Source organism: Actinocrinis sp. (genome assembly GCF_035653575.1).
In the GTDB taxonomy this organism is placed as follows: domain Bacteria; phylum Actinomycetota; class Actinomycetes; order Streptomycetales; family Catenulisporaceae; genus Actinocrinis.
This window is the reverse complement of the sequence record NZ_DASRBQ010000062.1, coordinates 25,214-48,790: the sequence shown is the minus strand read 5'-3', so window position 1 is coordinate 48,790 and position 23,577 is coordinate 25,214. Positions and strand designations below refer to the sequence as shown.

Sequence of the window (23,577 nt, the reverse complement as noted above, 5' to 3'; positions counted from 1 at the left end):
TGGAACGAGCACGGCTACGACGCGAACTGGTTCCCGCAACTGCGTAGCGCACTCAACAGCAACGGTTACAGCAGCGTGCAGGTCGTGGCCGCCGACGCGAACGACTCCGGCTGGTCGACCGCGAACGCGCTGGCGGGCAATGTGGGCGCGGCAACGACCCTCCGCTACAGACCAGCCGCTTGCACGTTGGCGCCGAGGGCGGTTGCTGTGCATACCGGCGAAACAATGGCGTCCTACGCTGCGGTGCACGTGGCCCACGTGTCAGAGCGCGCTGATCCGTGGTGCGGAGCGAAGCCATCGCAAGGGACGTGTTTGCTATGGACACCGCCGACCTGCTCGCCATCACCGCCGATGATCTGACCATCGCCCGGCTCGGCGAACGCACCGTGGACACGCCGCTGCGCGACCTGCTCGGCGGCCGCGAGGAGAGCGTGCATTACGTCACGGAGACCGACCGGGTGTTGCTCGACGACACCCTTGGCGTCGCCAAACGCCGCGGAGCCGCGGCCGATCTGCCCGCCTTCAACCCCGGCGGCCCACGCGAGAAGCTCTACTTCGAGCCCACCGCCGTCACCGCCGCCATCGTCACCTGCGGCGGTCTGTGCCCGGGGCTGAACAACGTCGTGCGCGCGCTGGTCTTGCAACTGGCCAACGCCTACGGGGTCAAGACGGTGCTGGGCTTCCGCAACGGGTACCGTGGACTGACCGACGGATCAACGCCGCTCGCCCTCACCCCCGAGTTCGTGCGCGACATCCACAATCGCGGCGGCACCATCCTCGGTACCTCCCGCGGCGGCCAGGACCCGGCCGCGATGGTCGAGACCCTGGCGCGATACCAGGTCGACATGCTGTTCGTGATCGGTGGCGACGGCACGCTGCGCGGCGCGCAGAAGATCGCCGCCGAGGCCGCCGCACGCGCCCTGCCGCTCGCCGTGGTCGGCATCCCGAAGACCATCGACAACGACATACCGTGGATCGACCAGAGCTTCGGCTTCCAGACCGCGTTCGCCCGCGCCGCCGAATCCATCCGCGCCGCGCACACCGAGGCGGAGTCCACCGCGGGCGGCGTGGGCCTGGTCAAGCTCATGGGCAGGCACAGCGGCTTCATCGCCTGCTACGCCACGCTGGCCAACCACGACGTCGACTTCACCCTCATCCCCGAGGTTCCGTTCCGGCTGGACAGCTTCCTGACATGCGTGCGCAAACGCGTCGAGCAGCAGGGCCATGCCGTGGTCGTGGTCGCCGAGGGCGCCGGCCAGGAACTGTTCCCCCAGTCCGCCGAAACCGACGCGTCGGGCAACGCGCGCCTCGGTGACATCGGAACCCTGCTGCGCGAAAGCATCACCGGCCACTTCGCGGACCACGGCACGGTGCTCTCGCTGCGCTACGTCGATCCCGGATACGCCATACGCTCGGTGCCCGCCAACGCGTTCGACGCCGTTTACTGCACCCGCCTCGCCCAAGCCGCCGCGCACGCGGGCATGGCCGGCTTCACCTCCATGGTCGTCGCCCGCTGGCACGGGCGCTTCATCCACCTGCCCATCGCCCTGGCCACTGCCACCCGCAACCAAGTCGACCCCCACGGTGACCTGTGGATGTCGGTACTCGAAGCCAACGGGCAGCCCAAACACCTCTGACGCGGCACGGTCCACATGGCGGATGCACCGCGAGACATAAGGACCAGGCGTGTGCTCGGGCTCGCCGCGTGTTCGAATACGCGTTAAGAGATCGGTGCCGAGTCGAGGAGTTTGCGCAGGCTAAGGCCGTCGGGTGCCAGGGCGCTGACGAGGACGGCTGGGCCGGGCAGCGGCATCACGGTGACGGCTCCGTCGCGGTCGTCGCGAGTGGCCACGGTGAGCCGGTCGGCGGGTGGGACGCGCTCCCAGGCGGGGTCGACGATCAGAATCGTGCCGATCGCACGGTCGCCGCTCGTCACGCCGGCGCCGAGAGAACCGGGGTAGTGCGGCCCCGCGGCGAGGGTGTGATCCAGCAGCGCCTTTCCGTTGCGCCGTACGCGTAGCCGCGTCGTGACGGAGCCAGGTGCTTCACCGTGGCGGCCGAGCACGGTCTCTTCGCGCCACAGCAGGCGTGAGCTCGCGGCGAGCTCGATGCGCGCGGTGGTGCGGTGGCGGGCACCACGCGCGACTATGAGCGGTTCGGGGCTCCAGGACAGGCTGGCGCGGTCTGCCACTCGGACAGCGATATCGAGGGTTGATTCGGTTTCGCCCAGTCCCGGCAGGGCGATCGATGCGGCGACGCTTCGCACGTCTACGCGTGCACCGGGGCCAAGTTCCACGTCGTATTCCAGTTCGTCGCCGCCGAGCGGGCCGGCGGCGCCACCGACGAGGTGGACGAGGGCGGCAGCCGGCCTGCTTGGGGAAGGCCGCTCGTGTGCTTCGGTGGATGGTTCCTCGTGCGTGTCGGTTTGACGCAGGAGCAGCGGCGCTTGTCCGGCCAACACGATCATGCGGGTGTGTCCGTCTGGGCGTGCTTCGGCGGCGATGCGGGCCGACGCCCTCACGTCAGGCTCACGCGGGGCTCGGGGCAGGGTTCGCGGCAGCGCGGCGCCGCGCGATGAGTCCCGTGATCCAGGCCGCAACCGCAGGGGCGCCCGAGTGTTCGGCGAGCGAGATGAACGCAGTGGGGCGCTCGCCGCGCTTGGCAGCGGCGTCGCGGCGCATGACCTCCAGGTCCGCGTGCACGAGGTGCGCCAGGTCGGTCTTGTTGATGACCAGCAGGTCGGATGAGGTGATCCCGGGGCCGCCCTTGCGCGGCACCTTGTCCCCGCCCGCGACGTCGATCACGAAGATCTGGTAGTCGATCAGGCCTTTGCTGAACGTGGCGGTCAGGTTGTCGCCGCCGCTTTCGATCAGCACCAGATCGAGAGGCGCGAAGCGTGCTTCGAGGGTTTCGACGGCGTCGAGGTTGGCGGAGATGTCGTCGCGGATGGCGGTGTGTGGGCAGCAGCCGGTTTCGACGGCCGCGATCCGCTCGGGATCGAGTACGCCTTGGCGCAGCAGGATCTCGGCGTCCTCGCGGGTGTAGATGTCGTTGGTGACCACGGCCAGGGAGTATTGCTCGCGAAGGGTGCGGCAGAGTGCTGCGACGAGGGCGGTCTTGCCGGAGCCGACCGGGCCGCCGATGCCGATGCGCAGCGGGCTGCCCGGTTGCGCGCGGCGGATTCCGAATCCCGCGGCCGGGGCCGGGCGCAGGCCGATTCCGGCGGCGCCGGGTTCGTCAGTGTGGTCACGATGCAAAGAGACGCACCTCCCAAGTGCTGTGATGTTCCGCAGACACGTCCAGTCGCGGGGCGCTGAATGAGGGCAGTTCGGCGGCTGGTCCGTGCGCCGCCTTGGTCGCGGCGGTGGCCACGTCGCCGACGAGCCGTTCGAGCGCCGCGAGCACGGCGGTGACCGCGTGGGGGTCGACGCCGAGCAGCCGGGTCGCGGCGTTCGCGGGTCCGGTAATGCTGCCGAGCGCGGCGGCTACGGCCGCGTCGTGCGGGTCGAGTCCGGTCGCCGCGCCGGCGGCTCCGAGGGCGAGCGGCTGGTGAGGGCCGTCGGGATGGATCGCGGCGGCGGCGTCGAGCGCGGGGTGCGGCCAGCCGGCGCGCACCGCGCGGATCAGCAGGCGGCCCAGTGCGCGTGATGCGCGGCGTTGCGCGGGAGACGGCGTACGTGCGTCGTATTCCGCGTCGAGATCGGCGAAGAGCGCGGCGGGTCCGGCTTGTTCGGCGCGGTTGGTCGGGTCGTACGCGGCTTGGACGGTGGCTGCGGCGAACGCTGCGCCGGTCAGGCCCACGGTGGTGAGCCTGCCGGTCAGGAAGGAGTGCAGATCGGCCGCGTCGCGTACCCGACCGGCGGCGACTGCCGCCTCCAGGCCTCCCGAGTGCGCGTGCGCACCGGCGGGCAGGCGACTGTCGGCGAGTAGCAGCAACGAAGTCAGGCTCATGACACCGCCCTAGAACAGGAAGTAGCGCTGGGCCATGGGCAGCACCTCGGCAGGTGCGGGCTCGACCGGGTCGCCGTCGATGCGCACGGTGAACGTGTCCGGGTCCACCTCGATCCGCGGCAGCGCGGTGTTTTCCGGCAGGTCGGCCTTGGTCAGAGTCCTTACGTCGCGCTGCAGGACGAGGCGGCGGCGCACCTCCAGCCGTTCGGCCAGCCCGTCTTCGAGGGCCGCCTCGGCGACGAACGCCAGGCTGGTGGCGGAAGCAGCCGCGCCGTACGCGCCGAACATCGGACGCGGGAGTACGGGCTGCGGGGTCGGGATCGAGGCATTCGCGTCGCCCATCGCGGCCCAGGCGATCGCGCCGCCTTTGAGCACCAGGGCCGGGCGCACTCCGAAGAACACGGGGTCCCACAGCACGAGGTCGGCCAGCTTGCCGGTCTCGACGGAACCGATCTCGCCGTCCATGCCGTGCGCGACCGCCGGGCCGATGGTGTACTTCGCCACGTATCGGCGGGCCCTGTGATTGTCGGCCGCACCGTCGCCGGGCAGCGCGCCGCGCCGCTTCTTCATCACGTGCGCGGTCTGCCAGGTGCGCAGCACGACTTCGCCGATGCGGCCCATCGCCTGCGAGTCCGAGCCGATCATCGAGATGGCGCCGAGGTCGTGCAGGACGTCCTCGGCCGCGATCGTGGTGGGGCGGATGCGCGACTCGGCGAAGGCCAGGTCCTCCGGGATCGACGGCTGCAGATGGTGGCAGACCATCAGCATGTCCAGGTGCTCGTCGATGGTGTTGACGGTGTGCGGCCGGGTGGGGTTGGTGGACGCGGGCAGGAAGTTCGGCAGCCCCGCCACGGTGATGATGTCGGGGGCGTGCCCGCCGCCCGCCCCCTCGACGTGGTAGGCCTCCAGGGTGCGCCCTGCCACCGCCGCGACGGTGTCTTCGACGAACCCTGCTTCGTTGAGAGTGTCGGTGTGGATGGAGACCTGCGCGCCGGAGGCGTCGGCAACGCGCAGGCACGTGTCGATGATCGCCGGGGTGGCGCCCCAGTCCTCGTGGATCTTGAATCCGGCGGCGCCCGCGCGCAGTTGTTCCCAGAGCGCGTGCTCGTTGGTCGAGTTCCCCTTGCCCAGCAACGCGAAGTTCACCGGCCAGGTGTCTAAGGACTCGAACATGCGCGCAAGATGCCAGGCGCCGGGTGTGACGGTGGTCGCCTTGCTGCCTTCGGCCGGGCCGGTGCCGCCGCCGATCAACGTGGTGACACCGGAGGCGAGCGCTTCTTCGATGGACTGCGGGCAGATCAGGTGTACGTGTCCGTCGATACCCCCAGCCGTCAGGATCTTTCCATTGCCCGCGATGATCTCGGTGGACGGGCCGATGACCAGTCGCGGGTGCACGCCGTCCATCGTGTCCGGGTTTCCGGCCTTGCCGAGCGCGACGATGCGGCCGTCGCGGATACCGACGTCGGCTTTGACGATGCCCCAGTGGTCGAGCACGATCGCGCCGGTGATGACCGTATCGGGGGTGCCCGGCACTCCGTCGCGCTCGACTCGCGTGGCGTGCGCCATACCCATCGATTCGCGGATCACTTTCCCACCGCCGAACACTGCTTCGTCGCCGCCTGCGCAGTGGTCGTGTTCGATCTCGATGAACAGGTCGGTGTCGGCCAAGCGGATGCGGTCGCCGGCGGTGGGTCCATAGAGGGCCGCGTAACGAGCCCGGGAGATCTCAGTCATCGAGTCGTCCTTCCGAGCGCGCACCGGCCTCGCCGCGTAGCCCGGTGACGATGCGCCGCCCGGTGATCGGCACGAGCCCAACCTCTCTCGGCAGACCGGGCTCGAAGCGGACCGCGGTTCCCGCCGGAATGTCAAGGCGCTGACCCCAGGCCGCCGCGCGGTCGAACTCGAGCGCGGGGTTGGCCTCGGCGAAGTGGTAGTGCGAGCCGACCTGCACCGGCCGGTCGCCGCGATTGCTGACGATCAGGGCCGTGCGCGGCGCGCCCGCGTTGAGCTGCACGGGCGCGTCGGCGAGGAGGTACTCGCCGGGGACCAGCGACTCGGTGGCCCCCGGCTGCCGCGATACGTGTTCTGACGCGGTGTCGTCTGATGCGGTGTTGTCTGACGCGCCGTTCGCTGACACGGTGCTCACCCGATCGGCCGGTGGACGGTGACCAGTTTCGTGCCGTCCGGGAAAGTGGCCTCGATCTGCACTTCCTTGATCATCTCGGCCACCCCCTCCATCACGTCCTCGCGGGTGAGCACCCGGCGGCCGGCATCCATCAACTCGGCCACCCCCTGCCCGTCGCGCGCCCGCTCCAGCAGGAAGGAGCCGATGACCGCGACCGCCTCCGGGTAGTTCAGCCGCAGGCCGCGCGCCCGTCGCTCCCGGGCCAGCCCGGCGGCGACGTGGATCAGCAGTCGTTCCTGTTCGTGGGGCGAGAGCAGCATCTGCGCGCCTTTCAGGCTTCGGCCGCCGCCGCGGCGACAGGCATTCCCAAGTCGACCGGTCCGGTCTTCTTGCAGGCATCGTGGCAGTCTTTCTCCAGGCTGCAACAGAGCGAGCAGATCGCGCCTTCGTGGAAGGGGCAGGCCGCCATGTCGGGACGCTCGAAGACATCGGCGCAGACGGTGCAAGTCAGCGTGGCCGCCGACAGCTGACCATCGACGATCAGCGGTTCGGCCATCTGGTCGATGCGGGCGATGTAGTAGCGGCCCTTGGTGAGGTAGGCGAGCACTGGGGATAGCACGATGCCGATGCCGAGCGCGATCAGCGGGGAGAACGCCTTGGCGTAGGCGCCGAACGCGTTGTAATAGGCGGCGATGGAGACCACGGAGGCGATCAGCATCGAGCCGAAGCCGACCGGGTTGAAGTTGTAGAGGTGCGCGCGCTTGAACTCGATGTAGGAAGGGCTCAGCTTCAGCGGTTTGTTGATGACCAGATCCGCTGTGACGGCGCCGATCCAGGCGATGGCGACGTTGGAGTAGAACCCGAGCACGTTGTTGAGGAAGGAGAAGACGCCGCCCTCCATCAGGGCCAGCGAGATGCCGACGTTCAGGAAGATCCACACCACCCGGCCCGGGTGCCAGTGCAGCAGCCGGGAGAAGAAGTTGGACCAGGACAGCGAGCCGGAGTACGCGTTCGTCGTGTTGATCTTGATCTGGGAGAGGACCACGAAGAAGGTGGCCAGGCCGAGCGCGACCGGGGCGGCGAAGGTCTTGAGGCCGGCCAGGTACTGCTGGATGGGCTGATCGGCCTTCACCAGGCCCACGCGGTCGGCGATGTAGAACGCGAGAAACGCCCCGCCGAGCTGCTTGAGCGCGCCGAGCACGACCCAGCCGGGTCCGGCCGTCAGCACCGCTGCCCACCAGCGTTTGTTGTTCGCGGCCGTCTTGTCGGGCATGAAGCGCAGGTAGTCCACCTGCTCACCGATCTGCGCGATCAGCGAGAGCGCGACGCCCGCCCCGGCTCCGGCGCCCAGGACGCTGAAGGACGAGCCGCTGGAGCTGTTGCCACCGAAGTGCGTGAACGCGGCGAACTTGCCAGGATCCTGAATCGCGATGGATACGAACGGGGCGACCATCAGCAGCAACCAGATCGGCTGCGTCCACACGTGCAGTTTCGATAGCGCCGTCATCCCGAAGATCACCAGTGGTATGACAAGCAGCGAGGAGATCAGATAACTGACGGCGAGCGGGATATGCAGGCCGAGCTGGAAGGCCTGCGCCATGATCGAGCCTTCGAGGGCGAAGAAGATGAAGGTGAAGCTGGCGTAGATGATCGAGGTCAGCGTCGAGCCGAGGTAGCCGAAGCCGGCGCCGCGGGTGAGCAGGTCCATGTCGATGGAGTACTTCGCCGAGTAGTACGCGATGGGAACACCGGTGGCGAAGATGATGACGGCCGCGATCAGGATCGCGACCGCGGCGCTGGAAAAGCCGTAGGAGATGGCGATCGAGCCGCCGATGGCGAAGTCGGCCAGGTACGCGATGCCGCCGAGCGCGGTGGTGGCCACGACGTACGGAGACCAGCGGCGGAAGGACTTGGGCGCGTAACGCAGTGAGTAGTCCTCGAGCGTGTCGTTCTTGGCCCAGCGGTGGTACGAGCGTCGAGCGGTGCTCGCTTCGGTGTGCGGCGCAGTGCCCGCTTCGACGTGCAGCGGTGGCGCGGTTTGGGCGGACCGGCTGCCGATGTCGGTCATGCTCTTCCCCTGTCACAGTCGCGGATGGCTGCTCCGGAAACGGCCTCCGGAACGGCACGAGCGTGCCGCGCGCCGGTGCAGGATGTGTTACGCCACGTTACTTCACAGAGAAATTATTTCCGCGAAGGGGTATTCGCGAGTGCAGAGCCCTACCATGGACTCGGGACGCACCGCGAACAGCGCACGGTGCACGACCGGCACAGCGAGGGGGCTTCACAGTTGCGCGACGATGTCGAAGTCGAACGCGTCGGCGCGCGCCAGGTAGATGCGCTGGGCGACGTGGTTGCCGCGCAGCGCGAGCGGCCCGCGCGGACCCTCGTACTGCACGCCCTCTCCCGTTCGCATCAGAGCACGTACATCCAGGGTGCCGGCCCGCTCGGCGAGGGCGGCCAGCAGCCGTACTCCCTCGTAGCAGGACTCCCCCAGGCTGCTGAGCACCGGCGCGTGCGCGCCGAACCGCGCGGCGTACCGGCCGCCGAAATCCATGCTCTCCGCGGTGGCCAGGGTCTCGAAATAGCCCGCGGCCGCCCACAGGTTCGCGGTGCCCTCCGCGCCGGTGGCCAGCAGCATGTTCTCGTCCATGTGGGTGCTCAGCCGCAGCATCTGCCCGTGCAGGCCGCGCTGCGCGAACGCGCGGTTGAAGTGGACCGCGTCAGCGCCGACGAGCAGCATCAGCACCGCGTCAGCGCCACTGCGCTCGATGGCGCTCAGCACACGGTCGTAGCGCTCGGTGCCCAGCGGCACGAACGCCGCCCCACGCACTTCGCCGCCGCATGCGCGCGCATAACGCCTGGCGGCGTGGGCGGTGACGCGGGGCCAGACGTAATCGTTGCCGACCACGAACCAGCGGCGCGCCGAAGCCGCCTGCGCGAGCACGCGCATCGCGGGCAGCAATTGACCGGCCGGGGTTTCACCCGTCACGAACACTCCGGGTGTTCTCTCGCCGCCCTCGTACTGCGCGGTGTACACGTACGGCACGCGCCCGGCGATCCGCGGACTCAGAGCCCTGCGCACCGCGGAGATGTGCCAGCCCACCACGGCGTCCACCGCGCCGAGCGACACCAGCGCGCCAACATCGTCTGCGACCTGCCGCGGTGCGCGGCCGCCGTCCACCGGCACCAGCCGCACCCGCCGGCCCAGCACACCCCCGGTCTCGTTCAGCTCGCCGACCGCCAGGCGCGCGGACAGCTCACAGGACGGTCCGAACACCCCGGCCGGCCCGCTGAGCGGCACCACCAGCGCCACGGCCAGTTCCTCCGTCCTGCGGCCGGGCGCGAGCGCGCCGGCGGACGGCGGCTGCGGAGGCTCGGCGGGCACGCGACCACCTCGAGGCGAGAACGAGAACGTACGGCGGACAGGCGTGGAAGGTGCAGTGCCGCTATGGTGACGGGCGCGTGGCGCGCACGTCCAGCGCCGATCAGGCGACGGGCGCGGCTTCGCCGTACGAGAGGAGAGAGCGCGTGAGCAGCGCGACACCCCCCCGTGACCTGGTTCATCTGCTCAGCCGCGCCGAGCACCTCGCGGCCCGCCGCCTGACCGCGGCACTGGAGCCGGAGGGCTGCTCCCTCGAACAGTGGCGCGCTCTGGCATTCCTGGCCGGTGGTGCCGGACGCACCATGACCGAGCTCGCCGAGTACGCCCTGCTGCCCGCACCGACCGCGACCAAGCTGATCGACCGGATGGTCACCGACGCGCTTGTCTACCGACGCCCCGATCCTGCCGACCGACGCAGAGTTCTGGTTTACCTGACCGAGCGCGGCGCGGCGCTACACGAGCGCGCGGCTGCGATCGTGCGCGAGGTGGCGGCTTCGCTGGCCGACGACGGCACTCTCGCCACGCGACTCGCGCACCTAGGCGACACCCTGGAGTCCGCGCCGCACCGCATCCCCGTCCCTTCGCCCGCGCCCACCGCAGGATAGGCACGCTGGGGCTTCGCGGCCGACGAGCGCGGTCAGCGGCTCAATCCACGAAGTCGATCAGATAGGTCGCGGGTTCAGGGTTGGCCGTGCTGAGGATCAGTTGCCCGTTGTCGGCGCGGCGATAGGTGCACGGCTGCGTGACGCGGCCGTCCGCACGGCGCAGCCGTGGTGTCCGGGCTTGGCTTCGGCCGGGTGTTGCGACCGCGAGTTCCGCTAGCGGCCGGCTCGTGGTCAACCTGGCTTGGCGCAGTTCGCCGTGCTGCCAGCGCAAGTCGACGACGACGCCGCCGCGTGCGCGCAGGCCGCGTGCTACGCCATTCGGCCAATGGTCGCCCGGCAGCGCGGGCAGCAGACGCAGCACGCCGTTGTGCGATTGCAGCAGCATCTCGGCGATGGCTGCGGTGATGCCGAAGTTCCCGTCGATTTGGAAGAGGCCGGGCGGGTGCAGGTCGAACAGGTTTGGCGCGACGGACGTGGTCAACAGCGTGCCGACCGCCTGATGGGCAAGTTCCGCTTCACCCAAGCGCGCGGCGAGTGCGGTCACCCAGGCGAGGCTCCAGCCGGTACCTCCTCCCCCGTGCTCCAGTCGCCGTTTCAGTGCTTTGCGGGCCGGTTCAACGCACGTGGTTTCAGAGATGGGGTCGATCGCGCTGCCGGGATAGAGGGCGTAGAGGTGGGAGAGGTGGCGGTGTCCGGCATCCTCCTCCGGTAGGTCTTCCCACCACTCCAGCAGACGTCCGTCTGCGCCTGTCGCCGGCCGGCGCAACTGTGAGCGTGTCCGCGTGAGCCGCGCGGCGAACGTCTTGTCTGTGCCGAGCAGTGCGGCGGCGGTTGCGGTGGTTTCGAAGAGTTCGTCGATGAGCCAGTAGTCCATGGCGCTCCCGGCGGACACCGCGGCCAGCCGGCCGTCCGGCGCACGGAAGTGGTGTTCCGGGGAAGTCGACGGGCAGGTGACCAGCCTTCCTTCGCCGTCGTCGACGAGAATGTCGAGCGCGAACCGGGCGGCGCCACGCATCACCGGGTAAGCGCGCTTCGCCAAGAACTCGATGTCGCCGGTGAATTGGTAATGCTCCCACAAGTGCGCGGCGAGCCAGGGTCCTGCCATCGGCCAGGTCGCCCAGACCGGATCGCCGGACACCGGGTTGGTGGCTCGCCACAGGTCGGTGTTGTGGTGGCAGCACCAGCCGCGGGCCCGATAGGACGTCTTGGCGGTACACGCGCCCGCTTCGGCAAGATCGCCGATCAAGTCGAACAGCGGCTCGTGGCACTCGGCGAGTCCGGTGGTCTCCGCGGGCCAGTAGTTCATCTGGACGTTGATGTTCGTGGTCCAGTCGCTGTTCCACGGCGGGGCGACTTCGCGGTTCCAGATGCCTTGTAGGTTGGCCGGCTGGGTGCCGGGGCGCGAGGAAGCGATCAGCAGGTACCGGCCGTAGGCGAAGAGCAGCGCGGCTAGACGCGGATCGTAGGAACCCGACCGTGCTGCGACTGTGCGCTCCTCGGTCGGCGCGTCGGACGATTCGTCGGCAGGCTCAAGCTGCACCGCGCAGGCCCGGTAGAGACGCCGGTGGTCGGCGACGTGCTCGGTGTGCAGTTCCTCGTATGACCGTCGTTGTGCGGCGTGCACGAACTGGCGCGCCTCCTGGACCACCGAATCGTCCGGCCCGAGCGGCGCATTGCGCCAGCCGCGATAGCCGGTGGCGACAGCGACCAGGATGACGACGTCATCGGTCTCTGAGACGGTGACCGAATCGGGTGCCATGGCGACCCGGCCATCCGGTGCTATCACGCGCAGGACAGCGGCGAAGCCCATGCCCGCGTCGGATGAATAGGTGGCGGGTCGTTCATGCTGGAAGGCGATGTGCGCGGGAACGCGGCCCCGGATCGCCAGTTCACCCTCGTGATGCGATTCGGTTCGTGTGTCTGGATGAACGCTGTCGAAGCGCGCGGTGAAGGCGAGAGCGCCGGAGCGCTCGGCCTTGATGCGCAGTGCCATGACACCGGCGGGCGCGGAAACGAAGGCTTGCCGCTCGATGCTCACGCCGTCCAGCTTGTAGGCGGTGGTGTGAACCGCGCGGTCGAGATCCAGGGTCCTGCGATAGCCGGTCACGTCATCTGCCGCGCCTGCGAACCCGATGCGCAGCGTGGCTAGCGGCTGGTACGCCTCTGTGTCGGGACCATGCATCCGCGTGGCGATCTCGTCGGCGCGCACGTAGTCGCGATCGCGAAGCACGGCTTCGCGCAAGGCAGGCAGGTGCATCGCGGCCCGGTATCGGTCGCGCGGACCCGGGCCGCCCGACCAAAGCGTGTCGGCGTTGAGTTCGATGCGTTCCTCGCGCACGCCGCCGTAGACCATGGCGCCCAAGCGGCCGTTCCCCAGCGGCAGGCCTTCAAGGAAGCTCTCGGCCGGTCGCCGGTACCAAAGTCGGTCGAGTGTGAAGTCGTCGGATCCGAAGTCATCGATCCGGTCCGCACTCAGCACGGCGCAAGCCCGAACGCAAAGCTCGTGGGCACCGCGGCAAGGGTGTACTGCGCGGGCAGCCAGGGACCGCAGGCCGCGCTGCCGATGCCGTGATGCGCGTGGTCGACGTGCAGGTGCAGCGATCCATCGGCGCGCAGATCGCTGGTGTGGCGCGCGGCTTCGAGCGCTGCGGTGCTCCATGGCCTGGCCGTCAGATCGAACCAGGGAGCGCCTACAAGTTCCAGCCCGCGCCCATTCGGGCGCGTTACGCGGGCTCGGCGTACTTGGCGGCGGTTGCCGTTCTCCTGCGGGAAAACGTACGGAGTCTGCATCGCCGCGACGGTGGCGCGGTAGCGGCCTACGCGTGCAGCCTGGCCGGTGTCGCGGTAAGCCTCGCCGGGACCGAGACCGAACCATTCGATCTGTGTATCGGCGTCTGCGCCGGGGATCGTCATGGCGACGCCGAGCCTGGGCAGCGGGCACGGCCACGTACCCTCCGGTGTCACCTCGATTGTCAACCAGAGCGCGCCGTCGTCGGCGTGTGCGGTCCAGCGGTAGTCGGCTCGCAATGCGACCTGCGCACCGGCTGCGGCCACCCTCGTCTGAATCAGAAGGTTGTCATGTCCAGCCGAGACGGACAGCAGCTTGTGCCGCATCCGGTCGAGCCCGGCGTCGCGCCAGGCGTCGATCAGCGGCGCGCCGAGTGCGTTTCTCAGGTCGTTGTCGATCGGTGCGCGCCACACGTCCAAGCGCGGTCCGTCGAGCTGGAGGTCCCCGAGGCGGCGCAGTGCACCGGTGCGGCGGTCAAACCGCGCCGCCCCGAGGACGATCGTGTCGGCGCCGTCGTGGGCGAGCGGCACCAGGGCGAGCTGCGGCGGCGTGGGCGCGGGTGCGAGCCCGGCCTGGGCTGCCGGGAGGATTCGGGACTGCGCCCAGGCGATTTCGTGTCCGGATGCGGCCCACGGCTCGTCGGCGTCGAGCGAGGCGCTGACGGTCAGCCACAACTCACCCGCCGTCGCGATCGGGGCACTGAGAAGGGCGTCGAGCTTGTCCGGCCAGGGGACGATCGTCGTCTGCGCCGCGCCTACGGGTTCCACGGGCAGGTCGTCGGTCGCGACCGGATCGCCGTCCGCTTCCAGCGTCCACCGCCAGCGCAGATAGGCGGTGCTGCGGGAGTGGTGAAGGTTCCGGATCGCGATGTGGCGGCGGTCGGGGTCGATCGTGAGGCGGACCGGTTCGCTGACCTTCTTGTAGTCCAGCAGTCCGGGCGACGGGGTGCGGTCGGGGAAGACCAAGCCGTCGGCGACGAAGTTGCCATCGTGGATCTCCTCGCCGAAGTCGCCGCCATAGGCGTAGTAACGCGAGCCGTCAGGCGCGGTCTGCGCGATGCCGTGGTCGATCCACTCCCAGATGAAGCCTCCGGCCAGGCGCGGATGCGCGTCGAAGAGTTCTTCATACTCGGACAGGCCGCCGGGTCCGGTGCCCATGGCGTGCGCGTATTCGCACAGGATGAACGGCAGGCCGCGGCGGTGGGCGTCGTGCGCCGGATCGCTGGTCAGCGCCTCTTGGCCCCGGCCGATTGCGGCCACCTCGTCATAGCCGGCGTACATCTTCGAGTACAGATCGACGTAGGAGGCGTTCTCGTGATCGCCTTCGTAGTGGATCAGGCGGCTGTCGTCACGCGCGCGGATCCACTGCGCCATCGCGGCCAGGTTCTGTCCCGTGCCGGCCTCGTTGCCGAGCGACCAGGCGATGATCGAGGGATGGTTCTTGTCCCGCTCGACCGTGCGCGCGGCCCGGTCCAGGTACGCCTCGCGCCATGCGGGATCGTCGCTGGGGTTGCCTTGCCAGCCGCCGAAGACGAAGCCGTGGGTTTCCAGGTCGCACTCGTCGATCACCCACAGCCCGTAGGCGTCGCAGAGATCGAGGAAGCGCGAGTCCGGCGGGTAGTGGCTGGTACGCACGGCGTTGATGTTGTGCCGTTTCATCAGCAGCACGTCCGCGAGCATCGTGTCGGGTGTCAGCGCGCGGCCGGTCTCCGGGTGCCACTCGTGCCGGTTCACTCCACGCAGCCGGATCGGCTTGCCATTGACGGTCAGCACACCGCCGTCCACACTTACCCGCCGGAAGCCGATGCGTAGCGCGATGGTCTCGCCGTCCGCGACGAGAAAGCCCTCGTAAAGCTTGGGCTGTTCGTCAGACCAGGGCGTGACCGCGTCAAAGGTGTGCGGCCCGGCGGGATCGGCGCCGACCAGGCCGAGTTCGGGCACTGACAGCTGAGCTGCGGCGGAGGTCTGGACGCTGAGGGTGCCGCAGCCGGTGCCGGCGTCGTAGTCGGCGTGGACGAAGAAATCCTCCAGTCCGCGGGCGATGATCCGCACGCTGCGGAATATTCCGGAGAGCCACCACATGTCCTGGTCTTCGAGGTAGCTGCCCGCCGACCACTGGTGCACCCGCACGGCCAGGACGTTGCGGCCAGGGGTCAGGGCGTGTGAGATATCGAACTCGCTGGGCAGCCGGCTGCCCTTGGCGTCGCCGAGCCGGATGCCGTTGAGCCACACCGCGAAGCACGAGTCCACGCCCTCGAATCGCAGCGCCGCGTGCGCAACCGGGAAATCGGCGTCCGCGTCGAATTCGAGCCGGTATTCGCCAGTCGGATTCTCGTTCGGCACACGCGGCGCATCGAGCGGAAACGGGTACACGATGTTCGTGTACGCGGGCAGGCTGTATTGCGGCGCGTCCAGGATGCCGTGCATCTGCCAGCTGGAGGGCACCGCGATCTCGTCCCAGGCGGCGCTGGCGAATTCAACTGCCTCGAAGCCTTCGGTGATGTCGTCGAGGCCTGATGCGAGGCGGAAGCGCCAGACACCATCCAGCTCGATCGTTTGGGCGTCGGAGGCGAAAGCCGCGCGCGGGCGCAGGCTGCCGCAGCCGGGAGAACGGTCTTCGACATAGGCGTGGTCCGTCGGCAACGGGATTTCCTAACCTTTCAGACCGGTGGTTGCGACGCCGCGCACGAACGAGCGCTGCGCGAGGAAGAAGACAATCAGCACCGGCAGGACGTAGAACATCGTCCCGGCCGCCAGAACGTTGGACAGCGGCGTGTCGGTGACCGGGTCGGTATAGCCGTTGCCCATCGCGACGGCCAGGGTCGTCTTGTCGTTGTTCAGGAAGATCTCCGGAGTGAAGAAGTCGCCCCAGACCCAGGTGAACGACAGGATGAAGGAGGTGGCCAGCACCGGCTTGGACAGCGGCAGGAAGATCCGCGCGAAGATGCGCAGCCAGCCGCAGCCGTCCAGGATCGCCGCGTCCTCCAGCTCGGCCGGGAGTGAGGCGAAGAACTGGCGGAACAGGAAGGCCAGGAACGGCGAGGCGGCCAGTCCCCACAGCACCCACGGCCAGCGCGTGTTGACCAGGTGAATCCGGGTGAACAGCACATAGGTCGGGATCACGGTGAGGATCTGCGGCACCATGCTGGTAGCCAGCATCAGGACGAACAGCCCGGAGCGGCCGCGGGCGCGCAGCCGCGCGAAACCGAACCCGACCAGCGCGCTGGTGATGGTGATCAGCGTCGCGTAGGGGACAGCGATCAGCAGCGTGTTCCACAGGTACTGCCAGAAGTCGATCAGAGTGAGCGCCTGCTTGTAGGTGCCCCATTGAGCGTGCTGCGGCAGCAGGTGGACATTGATCGACGCCGACTCGGCCGCGGACTTGAGGGAGTACAGGAAGTTCCAGGCCACGGGCGCGACGAACAGCGCCGCGAGCAGGATCAGCCCCGTGTACGTCAGGAACCTGCTGCGCCGCTGGTCCGCGCGCGTGCCGAACGTCATGCCGCCGCCGCTCATCGCCGACCGGCCTTTCCGTCCTGTTCGACCTCGTAGTAGACCCAGAACGAGCTGCTGCGCAGGATCGCCGCCGTGATCACGAGGATGACCACGAACAGGATCCACAGCAGCGCCGCGCCGTACCCGTACTGCTGATAGTCGAAGAACTGGGCGTAGACATGGACCATGTAGAGGTAGTCGCCTGCCTGCACGTGCGTCGGATCGGTGAACCCGCCGCCCGCACCGGAGTTCACCGCCGGCGAGAGCAGCAGCGGCTGCACTACCGTTTGCAGGGAAGCGATGGTGGCGAATACGAACTGGAAGAAGACGACCGGGCTGAGGATCGGCAGCGTGATGCGGCGGAAGCGCTGCCACGCGCCCGCGCCGTCGACCGTCGCCGCCTCCAGCAGCTCCGCCGGGATGCCTTGCAGCCCGGCCAGGAAGATCACCATGCCTCCGCCGAGGCCCCACAGCGCGAGCAGCACCATGATCTTGAACGCCCACGGGTCGGACAGCCAGCCGACCGCGCCGACGCCGAACCAGGAGAGCACCGTGTTCAGCAGGCCGGTGTTGCGGTCGAACAGCAGCTTGAACATCAAGGTGGTGGCGACCACCGGGATGACCGAGGGCAGGTAGAAGATCGTGCGGAACACGCCGACCGCGCGCAGCCGCCGGTTGACCAGCACCGCCAGGCCCAGGCCGCCGGCCAGCGAGAGCGGTACGGTGACGACGCCGTAGACCGCAGTCGTGCGCAGGCCGGACCAGAAGTGCTGGTCGTGCCAGGCCTTGTTGTAGTTGGCGAAGCCGACCCAGTGCCAGTGCCCTGAGAGGCCGTCGAAGTTCGTGAACGACATGCCGAGGGCGTAGAACATCGGGATGGCGGTCAGCGCGAGGAAGCCGAGCAGCCAGGGCGAGACGAAGGCGTAGAACATCCACGGCGAATAGCGGCGCCAGCGCCGGGGGCCGCGTTGGAGGGTCCAGGCGGCGCCGCGCGCCGCGAGGGCACGCGGCGGCACCGCTTCCAGGGCGCCGTTGTCGGACACCGCGTCGTCTGACACGGTGTTCCTAGACGCATCGTTCTTGGACGCCGTCTCAGGCACCGAGCTGCGCCTTACCCGAGTCGATGATCCCGTTGACGGCCGCCTGGAGGCTCGACACCGTCGCATCCAGCGATGCGCCGCCTTGCACCGCTCCGGTCAGCGCCGTGTTCAGCGCGGCCTCCATCGCCGAGCCCGCCGCGTACGGAGAGAACTTCAGGACGCTGAGGTATTTGACGTTGTTCATCTGCGTCGCGTACGTCGCCGAGGTGAAGGGCGTGTTCTGCGGCAGGTACTTCCGGTTGCTCAGGCACAGCGGCAGGCCGCCGCCTTGGGCGAAGTGGGCCTTGGCGCCGTCGGTGCCCGATCCGCGCCACGCCTCGAGGAATTTGAACGCCAGGTCCTTGTTCGCGGCCTTCGCCGGGATCCACGCGCCGGAGCCGCTCATGCACGCGTCCACACGGGTCGAACCGAACTGCGGCGCCGGGGCGAACACCGAGACCTGCTGGAGCTTGGCGGAATTCGCGCCCGCGTCCTGCCCGAGGATCTCCTGGCTGAACCAGTACCCGTAGCTGACGATCGCGATCCGGTCGGCGTCGTACACCGGCCCGTCCCAGTTCGACTCCTGATCCAGCGGACCCGGGCCGGTGCGGGCTTTACCCCAGTCGATGTACCACTGCAACGCCTTGCGGGCCTCGGGCGTGGTGAAGTCGGCCTTGGTGAAGTCGTCGTTCCACAGCGAACCGCCCTGCTGGGCGATCATCTGCATCAGGTGCGCCTGATTGTCGAAACCCCACACCGGGTCGAAGCCGTAGACCTGGGTCTTGCCGCCGGAGCGCTTCGTCAGCTGCTTGCCGATGGTCAGGTACTCGTCGTACGACATCGGGTCCGTGGTCGAGGGATGCGGGATCTTGGCCGCGTCGAGCATGTCCGTGCGGTACCAGATCATCGCGTCCTGCGAATAGTCGGACGGAATTCCGTAGATGGAGCCCTTGCCCTGGGTCTTGCCGTCGAACTTGTACACCCCGATGATCGGGTCGAGGTCGTCGGACTTGAAGTACTGGCTCTTGGCGAAGTAGGGGTCGAGGTTCTCGGCCAGGCCACGGGCGATGATGTTGGGCATCTCGGCGGCGCCGTTGGTGCGCACCAGGTCCGGCGGGCTGCCGGCGGCCAACGCGGCGTTCAGCTTGACCTGGTCGAACTTCGAGACCTTCACGACGCAGTCGTTGGCGGCCTGGAACGCCTTGAGCGCCGGCGCGAACGCCTGGTCGGTGTCCACGTTGTCGATCATCACGTTGAGGACGGCCTTGCCGCCCGCGGTCTTGGTCGCGGAACTCGACGAGCAGGCAGCCAGAGCGCTGCCGCCGAAAGCGAGCCCGGCGGCGGCGGCGCCGGTACGGCCGAGGAAGGCGCGGCGGGAAAGCGAGTTCTGGGACATCGGTGTCCCCCTTTGAGGGTGGCGGGAGAAACGGACACGACAAGAAACTGATATGCGTTTTGGGATTTCGGGCATGCCGAGGGCGACACGGCGCCCTGAACTCGTCAGCGCCGCGGCCCGAACCCGCTCATTGAGCCAAGCTATTTACTTATGCGACCGCGTCCACGCCGCGCGCCGGCGGCGGGGCGCTGCTGGACCGCACGACCAGCCGTGGCCGCAGCAGTGAGATGGCGTTCGCGGGCGGCTCACCGGACTGCACCGCGCGCAGCAGCAGTTCGACGGCTTCTTGGGCCATCTGCCGCTTCGGGAAGGCGATCGTGGTCAGCGCGGGGTGTGCGCGGCCGACCTCGGCGATGTCGTCGAACCCCACGACAGACAGGTCCCGCGGCACGTCTCGCCCGGCCAGCTTGGCGGCTTCCAGCGCGCCGAGGGCGAGGATGTCGTGCGTCGCGAAGATCGCCGTGGCGTCCGGGTAGGCGGCCAGCGCGCCGGTGGCCGCGTCAAACCCGCCGTCCGGGGAGGACTGCGCCGTGGCGAACACGGCCTGGTCGCTGACGGTCAGCCCGTCGCGGCCGAAGGCGCGGCGCAGGCCATCGATCCGCCGCTGGTGCGCGGGCAGATCGGCGATCACGATGATGTTCTCGTGGCCCAGTTCGCGCAGGTGCTGCCCGGCCAGGAAGCCGGCGTGCTCGTAGTCGATGGACACGACCGGCAGGCTGTCCGGCGGATCGACCTCCCAGGCGCACAGCGCGACCGGGAACCGCACCCCGGTCAGCGTCGGCAACTGCTCGGCCACGCCCTCGTCCCCGGCCACCAGCAGCGCGTCCACCGAGCGCGCGGTGAGGATCTCCAGATGCTGGCGGGTACGCTCCGCGTCGCCTTGCGTGGTGGCCAGCAGCAGGTTGTAGCCGTGGCGCATCAGGACGTCCTCTACCTCCTCGACCACCTCGCAGTAGAACGGGTTGACCACCGTCGGCACGAACAGCCCGACGGTCATCGTCGTGCCGGTGGCCAGCGAGCGGGCCACCAGGTTCGGCTTGTAGCCCAGCTCCTCGATCGCCGCCCGCACGCGGGCCGCGGTCTCGGGTCGTACCGCCACTTTGCCGGTCACCACGTTGGACACGGTCTGCTTGGTGACCCCTGCACGCGCGGCCACTTCTGCCATCGTCACCACGGCGCCACCTTTACTTGACCGGTCCAATTTCACTGCACCGGACCGTAGCGGCGCTGTCCGGTTGAGTCAACCCCCACGTCGAGGCGCCACCTCCAGTGGCCACCTATCACCCGAGCATGGTGATGCATCAGAATAGGTAAACATCGCGCTCCACGCGGACAATGCGTTGATCTTTGAACCGGAGACCGGATTCTTCGCCACCTCTTGACGCGCAAGTCACCCTTCGTTAGCTTCTCGGCTTGCGCAGCTTTAGCGGTCAAATGACGGCAGCGCGCGACGCTCGACAACCCGCCCCCCTCTCCCGCGACGTTCCGGCATACACAAAGAGGTGACTATGCCCGCGCCGACCCGCACCCGCGGCCATCCTCCTCCCGCGGCGCGCCCGTCTCGCGCCGCGCCCACGCGAATCCCAGCCGCTGCGGCCGTCTCCACTGTGCTCGCGCTGCTGATCGCGGTCGCCGTGACCGTCACGGTTCTCGTCGGGCACGACCGCGCCGGACGCGGCGGCAACTCCGCCGGGCGGGCAGACTCCGCCGCCGCAGGCGCGCACCCCGCAGCACCGCTCGCCGTCGGCGCCCAAGCACCGGCATTGAACCTGACCGACGCGGCCACCGGGAACCGGTATGCGCTCGCGTCCGCCACCAGCACGGTCACGCTGGTCTCCTTCCTGAGCACCCAGCCGGACACCGCGGACACCCCTTCGCGCAGCCAGGCGGTGGCTTTGGTCAGCCTCGCCACGCAGTACGGCGTCCGTGGGCTGCACGTGGCGATCGTCGATGAAAGCGGTGCATCGGCCGGATCCGGCGCGCTGGCAAATACGGCCTACGACTGGCAGCTCGGTCCGGTCGCGTTGCTGGCAGATCCCGGCCGCGGCGCGGCGGACCGGTACGGGGTCGTCTCGACGCCGAGCTCGTTCCTGATCAACGATTCAGGCACCATCCTCGCCCGATGGCCGGGATACGTCCTGACCTCGACGGCCGCCGCCAGCATCACGGCAAGTCTGCCGGTTTCCTCCGCGTCCTGAGCGCTCCAGCGTTCGCGTTCCCAGGCGCCACAACGCAGTCCCGCACATCCGCGCATCGGCAAACCAGCACAGACACGCACCTAACCAGAGGAGTGGGTACCCCCATGCCGCGAACCTCCCAGCCGCCCGGCGGATTGCTGCGCCGGTCGCTCGCCCTGCTCGCCGCGGTCGCGGCCGTGGCGGCCGGCTCAGTGATGGCCGAAGCGGCGCCGGCCGCAGCTGCCACGGGCACGACGTACTACGTCGACTGCGCCGCGACGACCAACGGCACCGGCACCCAGGCAAGCCCCTGGAACAGCACCGCCTCGGTCAACGCGGTGACCTTCCAGCCAGGCGATCAGATCCTGTTCGACCGCGGCACCACCTGCTCCGGCAACCTCGCTCCGCAGGGCTCCGGCAGCAGCGCCGCCGCCATCACCATCGATGCCTACGGAACCGGCGCCCTCCCGGTCATCGCCGCCGGAAGCAGCGCCGCCGCGGCCGTGCAGCTGTCCGACCAGAGCTACTGGAACCTCCAGAACCTCAAGATCACCGGCGGCGTCGACTACGGCGTCTACATCACCGGGAACACCGCGAACGCCACCCTGACGAACTTCAACCTCACCAACCTCGACGTCTCCGCGGCCACCGGGACCACCACCGTGCGCGGCGATTCCGGCGAGGTGTACGTCTATCCGCGCGGCAGCCAGGAAGTCATCGACAACGTCGTGATCAACGGCGTCACCGCGCACGACGCCAACGTCGGCGAGGGCATCTTCGTCGGCGGCGCCTACGGCGCTTTCCCGCCCGGCACCTCGGTGCCCGGCCCAGGCGGCACGCCGATCGGCCAGAACATCACCATCGAGAACTCCACCGCGCACACCGTGGCCGGCGACGGCATCCTGATGACGATGGTGCAGAACGGCACCATCCAGAACAGCGTCGCGTACGACTCGGGGGCCTGCTCCGCCTGTGGCAGCACGCCGAGCGGTCTGTGGGAGTGGTACTGCCAGAACTGCACGCTGCAATACAACGAGTCCTACAGCAACCACACCTGGGGCAGCAGCGACGGCGGTGCGTTCGACATCGACAACTACAACTCGAACAACACCCTGCAGTACAACTACGGCCACAACAACGACGGGTACTGCCTCGCCGTCTTCGGCGACCACGGCTTCACGCCCGTCAACGACGTATTCAGATACAACGTCTGCGCCGACAATGAACAGAAATCCTCGTCCAGCAGCGACGAGATGGATCTGTGGCAGACCGCCTCGACCAATGTCCAGCTGTACAACAACACCTTCTACTTCAATCCGGCGAACGGCCGCCCCTTCCTCCAGCAGACCACCAGCGGCGCGTCCGGGCTGTTCAAGAACAACATCGTCTACTCCACGCAGGCCGACCTGCTGAACACCACCGGAAGCTTCGCCTTCGACAACAACATCTACTACGTCTCCACCGGCACGACGCCGACCTTCACGCACAACGGGACGAGCTACTCCGGCCTGTCCGCGTACCAGTCGGCCACCGGTCAGGACACGCATTCGCTGACCAGCAACCCGTTGCTGAACAACCCGACCTACAGCGGCACCGGCGTATCGCTGACCGCTGACACGCTTCAGGCAGGTTCGCCCGCGTTCGGCGGCGGCATCAACATCTGCCAGGGCATCGCGGGCTGCTCGATGGGCACCCAGGACTTCTTCGGCGACCCGGTCACCACTGCGGGCACGCACACCATCGGCGCCGAGGACGTCCCCACACCGCTCAGCCCGCCGGTCAACACCGGCTTCGAGAGCGGCTGCTCGTCCTGGAACTGCTACGGCGGCGCGGCGGCCACCACCGGCAACGCCCGCACCGGCAACGACGCGGTCCGGCTGCCCGGCGGCAGCAGCGCGGGCGCCGAGCAGACCGTGACCGGGCTCGCCCCGAACACGCAATACCGCTTGCAGGGCTTTGCAAAGAGCGCGACGGCCGGGCAGTGCGTGTACGTCGGTGTGAAGAATTTCGGCGGCACGGAGACGCGCACCTGCGTCAGCACCACCAACTACACCGCCGGCGCGGTCACGTTCACCACCGGGTCGACCAACACCAGTGCGCTGATCTACTTCTGGAATCCGCCGACCAACACCGCCACCGGGTACGGCGACGACATCTCCCTCAGCGCCGTCCCGGCCGCGCACAACTACGGCGCCCTGCTGAACTCGGCGTCCAGCAGCTGCCTGGACATCACCGGCGGCAGCCAGAGCGCCGGCACCGCCGCGGAGCTGTGGAGTTGCAATGGCGGCACCAACCAGCAGTTCACTCGCGCGGCCGGCAGCGAGCTCCAGGTCTACAGCGGCGCGGCCACCATGTGCCTTGACGTCTCTGGCGGCGTGGCCACGGCCGGAGCGGCAGTCGTGATCGAAAGCTGCACCGGCAGTTCGACGCAGCAGTGGACCACGCATCCGAGCGGCACGATCACCGAGACCGCGTCAGGGCTCTGCATCGGCCCGACCGGCGGCGCCACTGCCGACGGCACCAAGCTCCAGCTCCAGACGTGCACCAGCGCCTCGAACCAGACCTGGACCGAGCTGTAAC

The 23,577-nt window shown here is 68.7% G+C and carries 19 protein-coding genes; 5 read left to right on the top strand and 14 right to left on the bottom strand.

What is annotated here, in order from left to right; translation table 11 throughout:
- Positions 1–360 (top strand): hypothetical protein (locus tag VFA06_RS09150; RefSeq protein WP_324840012.1); only part of this gene is annotated, 360 nt, incomplete at its 5' end.
- Positions 318–1,637, top strand: a complete 1,320-nt coding sequence (locus VFA06_RS09145; RefSeq protein WP_324840011.1) for an ATP-dependent 6-phosphofructokinase — start codon at positions 318–320, stop codon at positions 1,635–1,637. The genes VFA06_RS09150 and VFA06_RS09145, both read left to right, overlap by 43 nt.
- A gap of 83 nt (positions 1,638–1,720) precedes the next feature.
- Here VFA06_RS09145 and VFA06_RS09140 read toward each other — a convergent pair whose 3' ends face one another.
- The 8 genes from VFA06_RS09140 to VFA06_RS09105 form a co-directional block, all read right to left on the bottom strand.
- Complete coding sequence (locus VFA06_RS09140; protein ID WP_324840010.1) at positions 1,721–2,467, bottom strand: urease accessory protein UreD; 747 nt, start codon at positions 2,465–2,467, stop codon at positions 1,721–1,723.
- A gap of 61 nt (positions 2,468–2,528) precedes the next feature.
- Positions 2,529–3,257, bottom strand: coding sequence for an urease accessory protein UreG (ureG, locus tag VFA06_RS09135; RefSeq protein ID WP_324840009.1), 729 nt, complete (start codon positions 3,255–3,257; stop codon positions 2,529–2,531).
- The gene (locus tag VFA06_RS09130) at positions 3,247–3,951 is read right to left on the bottom strand and encodes an urease accessory protein UreF (RefSeq protein ID WP_324840008.1); all 705 of its coding nucleotides are present in this window, start codon (positions 3,949–3,951) and stop codon (positions 3,247–3,249) included. The genes ureG and VFA06_RS09130 overlap by 11 nt, the downstream gene beginning before the upstream one ends.
- A 9-nt stretch (positions 3,952–3,960) precedes the next feature.
- Positions 3,961–5,685, bottom strand: coding sequence for an urease subunit alpha (locus VFA06_RS09125; protein WP_324840007.1), 1,725 nt, complete (start codon positions 5,683–5,685; stop codon positions 3,961–3,963).
- Positions 5,678–6,001, bottom strand: coding sequence for an urease subunit beta (locus tag VFA06_RS09120; RefSeq protein WP_349260121.1), 324 nt, complete (start codon positions 5,999–6,001; stop codon positions 5,678–5,680). Before VFA06_RS09120 ends, VFA06_RS09125 begins: the two co-directional genes overlap by 8 nt.
- Positions 6,002–6,093: 92 nt before the next feature.
- On the bottom strand, positions 6,094–6,396 hold the full coding sequence (locus tag VFA06_RS09115; protein ID WP_324840005.1) for an urease subunit gamma: 303 nt from the start codon (positions 6,394–6,396) through the stop codon (positions 6,094–6,096).
- An 11-nt stretch (positions 6,397–6,407) separates the two neighbouring features.
- Complete coding sequence (locus VFA06_RS09110) at positions 6,408–8,144, bottom strand: hypothetical protein (RefSeq protein WP_324840004.1); 1,737 nt, start codon at positions 8,142–8,144, stop codon at positions 6,408–6,410.
- Between the two features lie 213 nt (positions 8,145–8,357).
- A complete protein-coding gene (locus VFA06_RS09105; RefSeq protein WP_324840003.1) occupies positions 8,358–9,461 on the bottom strand; it encodes a substrate-binding domain-containing protein in 1,104 nt (367 codons plus the stop codon).
- Between the two features lie 143 nt (positions 9,462–9,604).
- Here VFA06_RS09105 and VFA06_RS09100 point away from each other — a divergent pair, with 143 nt between their 5' ends.
- Positions 9,605–10,063: a MarR family winged helix-turn-helix transcriptional regulator gene (locus VFA06_RS09100; RefSeq protein ID WP_324840002.1), complete on the top strand. Its 459-nt coding sequence runs from the start codon at positions 9,605–9,607 to the stop codon at positions 10,061–10,063.
- Between the two features lie 40 nt (positions 10,064–10,103).
- Here the strand turns inward: VFA06_RS09100 and VFA06_RS09095 are convergent, their stop codons facing one another.
- The 6 genes from VFA06_RS09095 to VFA06_RS09070 all read right to left on the bottom strand — a co-directional run bounded on the left by VFA06_RS09095 (position 10,104) and on the right by VFA06_RS09070 (position 19,985).
- A complete protein-coding gene (locus tag VFA06_RS09095) occupies positions 10,104–12,542 on the bottom strand; it encodes a glycoside hydrolase family 95 protein (protein WP_324840015.1) in 2,439 nt (812 codons plus the stop codon).
- Positions 12,536–15,499: a glycoside hydrolase family 2 TIM barrel-domain containing protein gene (locus VFA06_RS09090; protein WP_414639857.1), complete on the bottom strand. Its 2,964-nt coding sequence runs from the start codon at positions 15,497–15,499 to the stop codon at positions 12,536–12,538. The genes VFA06_RS09095 and VFA06_RS09090 overlap by 7 nt, the downstream gene beginning before the upstream one ends.
- 3 nt (positions 15,500–15,502) lie before the next feature.
- Entirely contained in the window at positions 15,503–16,351 is an 849-nt protein-coding gene (locus VFA06_RS09085; RefSeq protein WP_324840000.1) for a carbohydrate ABC transporter permease, read from the bottom strand.
- An 11-nt stretch (positions 16,352–16,362) separates the two neighbouring features.
- Complete coding sequence (locus VFA06_RS09080) at positions 16,363–17,403, bottom strand: sugar ABC transporter permease (RefSeq protein WP_324839999.1); 1,041 nt, start codon at positions 17,401–17,403, stop codon at positions 16,363–16,365.
- 34 nt (positions 17,404–17,437) lie between these two features.
- Entirely contained in the window at positions 17,438–18,820 is a 1,383-nt protein-coding gene (locus VFA06_RS09075) for an extracellular solute-binding protein (RefSeq protein ID WP_324839998.1), read from the bottom strand.
- Between the two features lie 148 nt (positions 18,821–18,968).
- The gene (locus tag VFA06_RS09070; RefSeq protein ID WP_324840014.1) at positions 18,969–19,985 is read right to left on the bottom strand and encodes a LacI family DNA-binding transcriptional regulator; all 1,017 of its coding nucleotides are present in this window, start codon (positions 19,983–19,985) and stop codon (positions 18,969–18,971) included.
- Positions 19,986–20,328: 343 nt separating this feature from the next.
- Here VFA06_RS09070 and VFA06_RS09065 point away from each other — a divergent pair, with 343 nt between their 5' ends.
- Entirely contained in the window at positions 20,329–21,018 is a 690-nt protein-coding gene (locus VFA06_RS09065) for a peroxiredoxin family protein (protein ID WP_324839997.1), read from the top strand.
- A 104-nt stretch (positions 21,019–21,122) separates the two neighbouring features.
- Positions 21,123–23,576, top strand: a complete 2,454-nt coding sequence (locus tag VFA06_RS09060) for a ricin-type beta-trefoil lectin domain protein (RefSeq protein ID WP_324839996.1) — start codon at positions 21,123–21,125, stop codon at positions 23,574–23,576.
- The last annotated feature ends 1 nt before the right edge of the window (position 23,577 follow it).